We start from the raw sequence: 11,242 nt of genomic DNA, 5'->3' as shown, positions 1-11,242 counted from the left end.
TGTGCTTCTCGGGCCGGAACCCCGGGGGACAACACCCCAGGAGACACCGATCATGAGCACCGACGCAGGCACTGCCACCAGCACCGACCCGGGCACCCTCATCAGCAGCGCCCGCGAGCGCATCGACGCCCTCGACGGGCAGATCATCGCCCTCGTCCAGGAGCGCATGGGCGTCTCGGCCGAGATCCAGCGCACCCGGATCGACTCCGGCGGCCGCCGGGTGCACCTCTCCCGCGAGATGGAGGTGCTGAACCACTACAGCGACGCGCTCGGCAAGCCCGGCACGGCTCTGGCGATGACGCTGCTGGAGCTGTGCCGGGGCCGGGTGTGAGGGGGCGGGTGTGAGGCTCTACTTCCAGGTGTCGCTCAGGGACGCCGCGGCCGTGCCCGTCGTGTAGGAGCGGTTGCTGCCGCTTTCCCAGGTCACGTTGCCAGAGGAGTCCTTCTTTATGTACTTGTACTCGAAGGACGTGTTCGCGGGCAGCGAGACCGTCCCGCTCCAGACCGGGTACGAGGCCGAGGACAGGGCGACCGCGCTGCCGGTGCTCCAGGAGCCCAGCGCCGCGATCGAGCCGACGACGTAGACGTTGGTGCCCCAGACCGTCGTGGCGGTGACGTTGAAGGTCACCGCGGCGGTGGTCGCGGTGGAGCCGGTGCCGGTGGCGTTCACGTCGATCGCCACGGCGCCGCCCGCCGGGACGGTCACGGACGCGGTGCCGCTGGAGCTGACGGTGACGGCGGTGCCGGTGCAAGAGCCGCTGCTGACGGTGCCGGAGATGACGTCGCAGTAGGTGCCGGCGGCCAGGCCCGTGGTGAAGGTCCTGGTCACCGCGGCGGACTCGTTGTTGATGGCGATCCAGCCGGCGCTGCCGCGGCTGAAGGCGATCAGGTTGCTGCCGTCGGAGTACCAGTTGGCGACCGAGGTGCCCTTGACCGCGTTGTGGAAGCCGACCATGCCCGTGATGCCGGTGGCGCGGTCGGTGCAGGTCCAGGCGCCCGAGGTGCACTCGGTGTCGGTGACGTAGCCGGTGGAACCGGCCGGCGGGCCGGCGTCCGTGCTGGACCAGGTGTACGCGGAGTAGACCTGCGGGATGCCGTAGGTCCAGGCGAGGGAGAAGTAGTTGGCCAGTGCGTAGTCGGCGCTCTTGTAGGTGAGGGTGCTGCCGTCGCGCTCGGTGTCGTGGTTGGCGACGAAGGTCACCGCCGAGCCGCTCGCGACCATGCCGCCCCAGGTGTCGCCGAAGGTCTGGAGGTCGGCGATGTTGCCGTTGAACTTCGACAGCAGGTAGCGGCCGGACTGGAAGTCCAGCACGTCACCGAGGCCGGTGTACTGGCTGGGCTGGACCGCCTCGCCGGAGCCGTAGATGACCTCCTGCGCGAGGAAGGGCGCGGCGCCGGAGGTCGTGGTGTTCAGCCGGCCGTAGATCGCGGAGAGGTCGGTCGGCGAGATGTGCTTGGCGGCGTCGACCCGGAAGCCGTCGGCGCCGTAGGACAACAGCTTGTTCAGGTACGCGGCGATGGTGCTGCGCACGTACGTGGAGCCGGTGTCGAGGTCGGCCAGGCCCACCAGCTCGCACTGCTGGACGTTGGTGGCGCTGCCCGTGTAGTCGCCGCTCGCGATGAGGCCGTCGGAGTTGGAGCAGTCGTCGGGGTAGTAGTGGAAGTCGGCGGCGCTGTAGGCGGGGTAGCTGTACTTGCCGTAGGTGACGCCGCCGTAGGAGGTGCTGCCCTGGCCGGTCATGTGGTTGATGACGGTGTCGACGTAGACCTTGACGCCCGCCGTGTGGCAGGCGGAGACCATCGCCTTGAACTGGGCCTCGGTGCCGAACTTGCTGGTCAGGTCGTAGTCCACGGGCTGGTAGATGTCCCACCACACCGACCCGCCCTTGCTGAGCGAGTCCTGCGGCGGGGAGACCTGCACGGCTCCGTAGCCGGCCGGGCCGAGCACGCCCGTGCACTCGGCGGCGACCGAATTCCAGTTCCAGCTCCACAGGTTGGCGATCACGTCGTTGTCGCCGGTCGCGGCCTGCGCGGTGGCCGCGCCGGTGCCGAGGGTGCCGGCGACGGAGAGCGGGATGGCGAGGGCGGCGGCCAGTAGGGCTCGTATGGCGGCATGCATGGGCAGGGGCTCCTGACGTGTGCGGCTCGGTGCTTCGAGCGGCGCGCGCCTCGCCGCGACCATGACAGTGCCGACAGGATCCGGAGGGGTCAATACCTCTTTCCGAATTCACAGAAAATTTGCGCAAGTTCTTGCAGTGGTGTGACGGACGGCTGGTATGCGAGGGCCGTGCGATGACCCGTTCGGGGGGCGTCACCCGTACGGCACGTGACCGCCTCCGGGTGGCTTCGTTGAAACCGGTGTCCGTCCCAGCCAGGGGCGGTCGCCCTTGGCCCAGGGAACAACAGAAGACGTCGTACAACCACGCGTGGACACCGCCCAGACGCAGCTGGGCGGGGTGCAGCCGGAGCGATGAGGCGTACCCCGCCGAGTGGAATCAAGGGGTGCGCCGTGGGACCTCGCTTCGGTGAATGTGGCCGGGCAGCAGGGGACAGCGGCCCGGTCACGACTCAAAGAGGCGGTCGGTTCCGGGGACGCCCGGGATCGGCCGCTCTGCGAGAGACAGATTACTCATTCATGGGGCGTTCGCGGACATACGACCCACGATCGGGCGAACCGAATAGATCACGGATTCGCATCACCTTCGGTCCTCGTACAACTGGTCGACCGCTGCGATGGTCTACCTGTCATGAATCTTCGTCGTACCCTCGCGGTCACCGCCGCGACCGCCGCCCTTGTGCCGGCGGCACTGCTCAGCGCGGCTGCCGCGCACGCGGACGACGCGGAGACGACGTCATCGGCTACGGCCACCGCGACGGAGTCGGCGACGGAATCCGCGTCGGCGTCCGCGTCCGCCTCCGACTCGGCGTCCGCCTCTGCCTCCGCCTCCGCGTCGGACAGCTCGTCCCCTTCGGCGACCGGCTCCGCCGCGCCGACCGACCGCCCCGCCTGCGACTACTCGGGTGACGATGAGACGGTCGACGACAACCTCACCACCGCGCTCAGCGGCCTGCCCTCGAAGATCGTGGCGGGCAGCGGCTGGCACGGCTTCACGCTCGAAGTCGGCAACGACTCCGACACCGACTTCTCGCGCGTCGACCTGGGCGTCTTCGCCCTCGCCGTCGACGGCCGGTCGTCCGGTCTCTCCACCGACCACCTGGCCCTGCAGTGGCAGGACCCCGCCAGCGGTGCCTGGCACGACATCTCGCTGGACGAGGACGACGAAACGGCAGGCTACGTCGGCTTCACCGACCTCAAGGCCCACGATTCGTTCTCGCTCAAGATCCGCCTGAGCGTGGACAAGACCGCCCCGGCGGGCAGCGGAGTCGCCCTCAGCATCGGCAGCTACGCCGACAGCAACGGTGACTGCGTCTACTCGGGCGGCGACGACTTCTACTCCTTCGACATCCTCGCCGCCGGTTCGGACGCGGGCGATGGCGGCGACGCCGAGCCGCAGACCGGCGGCTCGGCGCACCCCAAGCCGGCGGGCGACACCGAGATCGGCAGCCTGGCCGACACGGGTTCGTCCTCGGCGCTGCCGTACATCGCGCTCGCGGGCGGGGCGGCCGTCGCGTTCGGTGGCGGCGCGATGTTCGTCGTACGCCGCCGCAAGTCGGTCTGAATATCTGGGTAGGCTGAAAAACGGGCGAAGGGGCCGCATTGCGGGCGGCCCCTTCGCTTTCTTTTTTCCGCTGTACGTCGGTGCGTCTGTCCGTCTAGCTCGCGGTGACCATGAGGCCGGCCATCATGCCCTCGTCCTCGTGCTGGGCGAGGTGGCAGTGGAGCATGTACATGTACGTGTCGTCCGAGTAGTCGGTGAACTCCATGGCGATCTTGACCGTGGCGGCACCGATGATCTCGACCGTGTCCTTCCAGCCGAGGTTCACGCCGGTCGGATCCTCGCCGTTGATGGAGATGACCTGGAACGCCACGTCGTGCAGATGGAATGAGTGCTCCAGCTGCGAGGCGTTGGTGATGGTCCAGATCTCCTGGGCGCCCACTGTGGTGGAGATCATCGCCATGCTGTCCATGCTGGTCCCGGCCGAGCCGTTGATCGTCATGGTGGCGCCGTTGTTGTTGAGGGTGATCGTGCGGGCGGTGAAGTCGGTCGTGTCGTAGCGGCTGATGGTGTTGAGGGTGCTGGGAAGGTCGTCCGGGGTGTCGGTGCCCTCGGCGGTGATGGACAGGAACTCGTAGGTGCCGCTGCCGCCGCTGACCCAGCCGGTGGTGATGACGGCCTCCAGGGCGGCCGCGGCGGAGAGGTCCATGACGATCTCGGCGCGGGAGCCGGCGACGAGGCGGATCGTGTCGACCTCGGTGGCCTCGGTGAGGTAGCCCTGCTCGGTGGCGATCTGGGTGAGGGTCTCGCCGTCGCTTCTCTGGATGGTGATGATGTCGGACAGGGAGGCGTTGAGCAGCCGGAACCGCACCCGGGTGGTGGAGGCGGTGAAGGTGAGGGTGGTGTCGCTGACGTTGACGCCGTTGACGAGGAGCGGGTAGTTGAGGTCCTGCTCCTGGTAGCCGGCCAGGTTGTACTTGATGACGCCCTCGTCGTCCATTGCCACGCACTGGAAGATCAGCGGGATGTCGTCCACCCCGTAGTCGCTGGGGAGGGCGGCCGAGGTGGTGGAGTCGTCGTCGACGATGAGCATCCCGGCCAGGCCCATGGAGACCTGCTCGGCCGTGGTGCCCAGCGCGTGCGGGTGGTACCAGAGGGTGGCGGCTTCCTGGTTGATCGTGAAGCTGGGGCTCCAGGTCTCGCCGTCGGCGAAGGCGACCTGCGGTCCGCCGTCGACCTTGGCGGGGACATGGGCGCCGTGCCAGTGGACGGTGGTGTCCGCGCCGAGGTTGTTGGTGACGTCCATCTGGACGGTGTCGCCGTTGGTCACCTTGATGGTGGGGCCGAGGAAGGTCCCGTTGAACCCGGCTGTGCTGCTGCTGACGCCGCTCAGGATCTCGGTGGTGCCGGTGTCCATGGTCAGCGTGTAGACGTCCGTGCTGTCCGAGGTGGTGGCGCTGAGCAGCGAGGGTATGACGAGGGTGCCGCTGGTGGAGGTGGTCGCCGACGCCGCCGAGGCCTTGTTCTTCGAGTCGGTCTGCGAGATGAGCGACAGGGCGGTGGTGGTCGCGGCGAGCGCGGCTCCGGCACCTGCTAATCCGCCGAGGAAGCGACGACGGTGGATGCCTTTTTTGCGTGACGTGGATGAAGTGGAGTGGCTCATGGGGCAGGAGCGTGGTCTGGCGATCAAGGAAGAAGCTGTCATTCAGGCGAACAACGTCTGAGATAACGGCTCCTTTGCTGTGAGTTCCCTTCAGATTCACTTCCGCTGGGAGTGTTTGCCCTACGCCGGGCGTTGACGGGCGTTACGGGCTGTTACGCCGGGCGGGCCGCGCCCGCGAACGGCATCTCGTCGATCGGCGCGATGCGCACCGGCGCCCCCGGGTGCGGTGCGTGGATCATCTGGCCGTTGCCGATGTAGAGGCCGACGTGGCTGATGCCGGAGTAGAAGAACACCAGGTCACCGGGCTGGAGTTGGGACCTGCTGACCCGGGTGCCGGCGTTGATCTGGGTGTACGTGGTCCGGGGGAGCGAGACCCCGGCGGAGCGCCAGGCGGCCTGGGTGAGGCCGGAACAGTCGTACGAGGAGGGGCCGGTGGCACCCCAGACGTACGGCAGCCCGAGCGCGCCGTAGGCGAAGGAGACGGCCTGGGCGGCGCGGGCGGACGGCGCAGGGACGTCCCCGTCGGCGGTGGAGCTCCCGCTCCCGGACAGGGCCGTACGGCCGCCTCCGGAGACGCCGCGGGCGGCGCGGGAGGTGAGGGGCGAGGTGGAGGCCCCGACGGCGGCGCGTTCGGCGGCGGTGAGGCGGTCCAGGATCTGCTGGGCGGCCTTGAGCTTGTCCTCCACCGTGCGCTTGTGGGTGCGCAGCTCGTCCTGGGCGCCGCGCAGGGTGGCCAGCTCGGCGTCGGCCTCGTGGCGTACCTGGGTGAGCTCGCGCCGCTGGGCGGCGAGCGTGCGCAGGGCGGCGGAGGCGCGGTTGCCGAGCTGGTCGATGAACTGGGCCCGCTCCAGGTACTCGGCGGGGGTGGAGTCCAGCGCCAGCTGCACGGTGGGGTCGATGCCGCCCGAGCGGTACTGGGCGGCGGCGATGGTGCCGAGCCGGTCCCGGGTGGCGTTGACCCGGCCGGTCTTGCGGGCCTGCTCGTCCTGCAGGTGCTCGATGGCGGCGCGGGCCGTGTCCGCCCTCTCCTGCGCCCCGTTGTACGCCTCGGTGGCGGTCTCCGCCTCCTCGTACAGCCGGTCCACCCTGGCCTGTGCCTGCGCCGGGGTGAGCCGGGGCTCGGCGCTGGAAGCCTCGGTGAACATGGTCGCGGAGGCGGCTCCCGCGATCGCGATCGTCGCTGCCGTCCGGGCTGCGGCGGAACCGGTGGACGAGCGCTGCTTGGGCCTTGCGTGCGACGCCACGGACGGCTGCTCCCTTCCTCGCCCCGGCCGCCGTGACCGCGATCCGACGGCGGCCGCACGGGGAGCGGACCGCCGCCGGATCTTCGGCGGGGGCGGCCGGGCCGGCGCTGACTCGCCGGCCGTGGGGATCGGCCACCTGGGGGAGGACGCTAAACCGGCCATCACCCGGATGCGCCGCACAGAGCGGTAGTGCTCCGATTCGGCCTCGGCGTGACCGGGAATGACCGTTCGCCCCCGGGTGACCCGGCCGTTTTCCGTACGCCTGTGACCGATGCGGCGGATGAGGCCTACCTCAGTGCGAGGGGCTGCTACGGCCGTCGCTAGGGTCCGTCGGTATGGACGTACTCATTCACTTCGTCGTCGGCCTGCACATCATCGGCATCGCCGCGCTGCTCGGCGGCTTCCTCACCCAGATGAAGGCCATGGGGCGCGGCGAAGCCCGCTTCGTGCCCGCCATGCTGCACGGCGCGCTGACGATGCTCGTGACGGGCGCCCTGCTGGTCGGCCTGAACCAGGCGGACGACCAGCCGGTCAACAACATCAAGATCGGTGTGAAGCTGGCCGTCCTGGTGGTGATCCTCGGCCTCGTCTACGTCAAGCGCGACGAGGAGCGCCAGCCGGCGGCGGTCTTCGGCACGGTGGGTGCCTTGACCGTCGCCAACATCTTCATCGCGGTGCTGTGGACGTAGGGCCTGGGTTACGCCATGCGGGCGTAGCCCGCAATGGGCATCTCGCTGATCGGGGCGATCTTGACGACGGTGCCCGTGTGCGGGGCGTGGATCATCTGGCCGCCGCCGATGTAGAGGCCGACGTGGCTGATGCCGGAGTAGAAGAAGACCAGGTCGCCCGGCTGGAGCTCGGAGGCGCTGATCTTGGTGCCGTAGCTGTACTGGGCGGCGGCCACGCGGGGGATGGAGACGCCGGCGGCTGCCCAGGAGGCCTGGGTGAGGCCTGAGCAGTCGTAGGAGTTCGGGCCGGTGGCGCCGTAGACGTACGGCTTGCCGAGCTGGGCGCGGGCGAAGGCGATGGCCTTGGCGGCCTTGGTGCTGGTGGTCGTCGAGCTGGACGAGCTCGACGAGGAGGACGAGCTGCTACTGGCAGAGGCCTTCGCCGCGGCCGCGGCGTCCGCCGCCTTCTGGATGGCCGCGAGCCGGGCCTTCTCCTTGGCGGTGAGGGTGTTGAGGAGCTTCTGCGCGGTGGTCAGCTTCTGCTGGACCGCCTTCTTCTCCTTGTTGAGCTCCTGCTGGGCGTCGTCCAGCTTCGTCAGGCTCTCGACGGCCTTGGCGCGCTCCTGGGCGATCTCGATCGTCTGCGTACGGAAGGTCTCCAGGGCGGCCTCGGTGCGGCCGGACATCCGGTCCATCACGTGGGCGTTGTCCAGGAGCTGCTGCGGGTCGTTGGCCAGCAGGTACGTCGTGGTGGTGTCCAGGCCGCCGCTGCGGTACTGGGCGGCGGCGTACTCGCCCAGGGTGTCGCGGGTGGCGTTGAGCTTGGCGGTCTTGCGGGCGACCTCGTCCAGCAGCTGGTCGGCGGTGGTGCGCTGCTTGTCGGCCTTGTCCTTGGCGGCGTTGTACTTCTCGGTGGCGACCTCGGCCTGCTCGTACAGCTTGTTCACCCGGGCCTGCACCTGCTTGATGGAGGCCGTGGTGCTGCCGGCGGACGGGGCCGCGCTCGCGCTCTCGCCGAAGAGGGTGACCGTCGCCAGTGCGGCGGTCGTGAGCCCCACGGCCGCTCTGGGGCCGGGGGCGGTGAGTATGCCGGTACGGGGCTTGCGGTGCGTCGCCAAGGCGGCCGCTCCTTCTTCCGTCGACCGCTTACCGGGTTAGCTGTCGGGTTCGGGCTTCGGAAGTCGCCCTACGGTCGTGGCGCCCGTGTCTGACGGACGTGCGGACCGATTCACCCCAAGGTCGTCGTGCGTGGGTCCCCGGCTCCGGCTCGCGCCGGACTCAGCGGAGGCGGCCCGTGACGGCACGGTCGCCGCCGGGAGGGCGGGCCGCCTGATGCGGAACCGTAATCAACGGAAGTGGCGCTTGGGAAGACTGATGTTCGGTTTGTCCCGAAACCAATTCGTGACTTTTAATGTACGCACAGGTTCGGGCAGGGGCTGTCAGTCCCACGGCCTAGACTCGGGAGGCGATGAGCAGCCTCTTTGACGACAGCTTCCTGGCCGACTTCGAGCCTTCCGACGGCCCCCCTCCGCCGCCCGAGGACCACGCCGGGGACCATGCGGGGGACCACGCCCCGGAGCGGATCCCGGACGACCTGTTCGGGGGCCGTTTCGACGCGCCCGTGGACCGGGACGCGTACTACCGGGACGGCGCCCACCGGCCGGTCATCGACGCCGCCGCGCTGCTCGACGGGCTGAACGAGCAGCAGCGTGCCGCCGTCGAGCACGCGGGCGGGCCGCTGCTCATCGTCGCGGGCGCCGGCTCCGGCAAGACCCGCGTCCTGACGCACCGGATCGCGCACCTGCTGGCGACCCGGCATGTGCACCCGGGCGAGATCCTGGCGATCACCTTCACCAACAAGGCCGCCGGCGAGATGAAGGAGCGCGTCGAGCAGCTGATCGGCCCCCGCGCGAACGCGATGTGGGTGCTGACCTTCCACAGCGCCTGCGTACGGATCCTGCGCCGGGAGAGCAAGCGGCTCGGCTTCACCTCCAGCTTCTCGATCTACGACGGCGCCGACTCCAAGCGGCTGATGGCCCTGGTCTGCCGGGATCTGGACCTGGACCCGAAGCAGTACCCGCCGAAGTCCTTCAGCGCCAAGGTCTCCAACCTCAAGAACGAGCTGGTCGACGAGGAGACCTTCGTCGCCCAGGCGGAGAACCCCTTCGAGAAGAAGCTCGCCGAGGCGTACGTCCTCTACCAGTCGCGGCTGCGCGAGGCCAACGCGCTGGACTTCGACGACATCATCATGACCACCGTCAACCTGCTCCAGGCCTTCCCGGACGTGGCCGAGCACTACCGGCGGCGCTTCCGGCACGTCCTCGTCGACGAGTACCAGGACACCAACCACGCCCAGTACACCCTGGTGCGCGAGCTGGTCGGGCCGGGCGGGCCCGAGGACCACCCCGCCGAGCTGTGCGTGGTCGGTGACGCGGACCAGTCCATCTACGCCTTCCGCGGCGCCACCATCCGCAACATCCTCCAGTTCGAGGAGGACTATCCACAGGCCCGCACGATCCTGCTGGAGCAGAACTACCGCTCCACGCAGACGATCCTGACGGCCGCGAACGCCGTCATCGAGCGGAACGCGTCGCGGCGGCCCAAGAACCTGTGGACCGAGGCCGGGGACGGCCCCGTCATCACCGGCTACGTCGCTGACCAGGAGCACGACGAGGCGCAGTACATCGCCGAGGAGATCGACCGGCTGACGGACGCGGGCGACGCCCGGCCCGGTGATGTCGCGGTCTTCTACCGCACCAACGCCCAGTCCCGGGTCTTCGAGGAGATCTTCATCCGCGTCGGCCTGCCCTACAAGGTCGTCGGCGGCGTCCGCTTCTACGAGCGCAAGGAGGTCCGCGACGTCCTCGCGTACCTGCGGGTGCTCGCCAACCCCGAGGACACCGTCCCGCTGCGGCGCATCCTGAACGTGCCCAAGCGCGGCATCGGCGACCGCGCCGAGGCGATGCTCGACGCGCTGGCGCTGCGGGAGAAGATCTCCTTCGCCGCCGCCCTGCGGCGGGTCGACGAGGCGTACGGCATGGCCGCGCGGTCCACGAACGCCGTCCGGCGCTTCAACGACCTGCTGGAGGAGCTGCGTACGGTCGTGGAGTCCGGCGCCGGCCCGGCCACCGTGCTGGAGGCCGTGCTGGAGCGAACGGGCTATCTGGCGGAGCTGCAGTCCTCCACGGACCCGCAGGACGAGACCCGGGTGGAGAACCTTCAGGAGCTTGCGGCGGTGGCCCTGGAGTACGAGCAGGAGCGCACCGCCGAGGCCGAGGAGGGCCCGGGGACCCCGGGAACGCCAGGGACACTGGCGGATTTCCTGGAGCGCGTCGCGCTCGTCGCCGACTCCGACCAGATCCCCGATGACGAGGAAGGCGGCGGCGTCATAACGCTGATGACGCTGCACACGGCGAAGGGTCTCGAATTCCCCGTCGTCTTCCTGACCGGCATGGAGGACGGCGTCTTCCCGCACATGCGCGCCCTCGGCCAGACCAAGGAGCTGGAGGAGGAGCGCCGGCTCGCCTACGTCGGCATCACGCGGGCCCGGGAGCGGCTCTACGTCACCCGGTCCACGATGCGCAGCGCCTGGGGGCAGCCCTCGTACAACCCGCCCTCGCGGTTCCTGGAGGAGATTCCGCCCACGCTGATCGACTGGAAGCGCACGGGCGGCTCGGCGGCTCCGTCGGTCTCCTCTGCCTCGGCCGCGGCGCTGGCCGCTTCGGGGCCCTCCCTGCTGGCACGGGCCAAGGCCGGGTCGAGCGGCTTCGCGACCCGTCGAGGCGGGGCGAAGGAGCGGCCGGTGGTCGCGCTGAGGGTCGGCGACCGGGTCACGCACGACTCGTTCGGGCTCGGGACCGTCGTCGCGGTCAAGGGCGCGGGGGACACGGCGGAGGCGACGGTCGATTTCGGCGAGGAGAAGCCGAAGCGGCTGCTGCTGCGGTACGCGCCGGTGGAGAAGCTTTAGCGCTTCGCGCGAAGCCCGCGAAGGCCCGGTGCCCAAGGTGCGGACCGTGGCCGGCTGGTCGCTCCGTTCTCCCCCACCCTTCG

The 11,242-nt window shown here is 69.6% G+C and carries 8 protein-coding genes and 1 riboswitch; of the genes, 4 read left to right on the top strand and 4 right to left on the bottom strand.

The window, feature by feature from the left end:
• The first annotated feature begins 52 nt into the window (after positions 1–52).
• The gene (locus OG607_RS17480; protein WP_405724103.1) at positions 53–331 is read left to right on the top strand and encodes a chorismate mutase; all 279 of its coding nucleotides are present in this window, start codon (positions 53–55) and stop codon (positions 329–331) included.
• An 18-nt stretch (positions 332–349) separates the two neighbouring features.
• On the opposite strand, the gene OG607_RS17475 is transcribed toward OG607_RS17480, so the two are convergent.
• Positions 350–2,119 carry a carbohydrate-binding module family 20 domain-containing protein gene (locus tag OG607_RS17475; protein ID WP_405724102.1) on the bottom strand — a complete coding sequence of 590 codons (1,770 nt, stop codon included), beginning with the start codon at positions 2,117–2,119 and terminating at the stop codon, positions 350–352.
• Between the two features lie 628 nt (positions 2,120–2,747).
• On the opposite strand from OG607_RS17475, the gene OG607_RS17470 reads away from it, so the two are divergent.
• Positions 2,748–3,680 (top strand): LAETG motif-containing sortase-dependent surface protein, encoded by a 933-nt coding sequence (locus OG607_RS17470; RefSeq protein WP_405724101.1) that lies wholly within the window; start codon positions 2,748–2,750, stop codon positions 3,678–3,680.
• A gap of 94 nt (positions 3,681–3,774) precedes the next feature.
• Here OG607_RS17470 and OG607_RS17465 read toward each other — a convergent pair whose 3' ends face one another.
• A complete protein-coding gene (locus OG607_RS17465) occupies positions 3,775–5,280 on the bottom strand; it encodes a multicopper oxidase family protein (protein ID WP_405724100.1) in 1,506 nt (501 codons plus the stop codon).
• Positions 5,281–5,432: 152 nt separating this feature from the next.
• The gene (locus tag OG607_RS17460) at positions 5,433–6,524 is read right to left on the bottom strand and encodes an NlpC/P60 family protein (RefSeq protein WP_405724099.1); all 1,092 of its coding nucleotides are present in this window, start codon (positions 6,522–6,524) and stop codon (positions 5,433–5,435) included.
• Between the two features lie 335 nt (positions 6,525–6,859).
• Between OG607_RS17460 and OG607_RS17455 the strand changes: the two genes are divergently transcribed.
• A complete protein-coding gene (locus OG607_RS17455) occupies positions 6,860–7,213 on the top strand; it encodes a hypothetical protein (protein ID WP_405724098.1) in 354 nt (117 codons plus the stop codon).
• 8 nt (positions 7,214–7,221) lie between these two features.
• On the opposite strand, the gene OG607_RS17450 is transcribed toward OG607_RS17455, so the two are convergent.
• The gene (locus OG607_RS17450) at positions 7,222–8,310 is read right to left on the bottom strand and encodes an NlpC/P60 family protein (RefSeq protein WP_405724097.1); all 1,089 of its coding nucleotides are present in this window, start codon (positions 8,308–8,310) and stop codon (positions 7,222–7,224) included.
• A gap of 9 nt (positions 8,311–8,319) precedes the next feature.
• Positions 8,320–8,486: riboswitch (cyclic di-AMP (ydaO/yuaA leader) on the bottom strand.
• A gap of 174 nt (positions 8,487–8,660) precedes the next feature.
• Between OG607_RS17450 and pcrA the strand changes: the two genes are divergently transcribed.
• Positions 8,661–11,159 (top strand): DNA helicase PcrA, encoded by a 2,499-nt coding sequence (pcrA, locus tag OG607_RS17445; RefSeq protein ID WP_405724096.1) that lies wholly within the window; start codon positions 8,661–8,663, stop codon positions 11,157–11,159.
• Positions 11,160–11,242 lie beyond the last annotated feature (83 nt).

It is taken from the genome of Streptomyces sp. NBC_01537, from assembly GCF_045040445.1.
In the GTDB taxonomy this organism is placed as follows: domain Bacteria; phylum Actinomycetota; class Actinomycetes; order Streptomycetales; family Streptomycetaceae; genus Actinacidiphila.
The sequence above is the reverse complement of the archived record's forward strand: the minus strand, read 5'-3'. Positions and strand labels throughout refer to the sequence as shown.

Excerpts from the sequence above, each read along its gene's own strand:
- OG607_RS17480 (WP_405724103.1), top strand. The coding sequence starts at position 53 with ATGAGCACCGACGCAGGCACTGCCACCAGCACCGACCCGGGCACCCTC.
- OG607_RS17475 (WP_405724102.1), bottom strand. The coding sequence starts at position 2,119 with ATGCATGCCGCCATACGAGCCCTACTGGCCGCCGCCCTCGCCATCCCG.
- OG607_RS17470 (WP_405724101.1), top strand. The coding sequence starts at position 2,748 with ATGAATCTTCGTCGTACCCTCGCGGTCACCGCCGCGACCGCCGCCCTT.
- OG607_RS17465 (WP_405724100.1), bottom strand. The coding sequence starts at position 5,280 with ATGAGCCACTCCACTTCATCCACGTCACGCAAAAAAGGCATCCACCGT.
- OG607_RS17455 (WP_405724098.1), top strand. The coding sequence starts at position 6,860 with ATGGACGTACTCATTCACTTCGTCGTCGGCCTGCACATCATCGGCATC.
- pcrA (WP_405724096.1), top strand. The coding sequence starts at position 8,661 with ATGAGCAGCCTCTTTGACGACAGCTTCCTGGCCGACTTCGAGCCTTCC.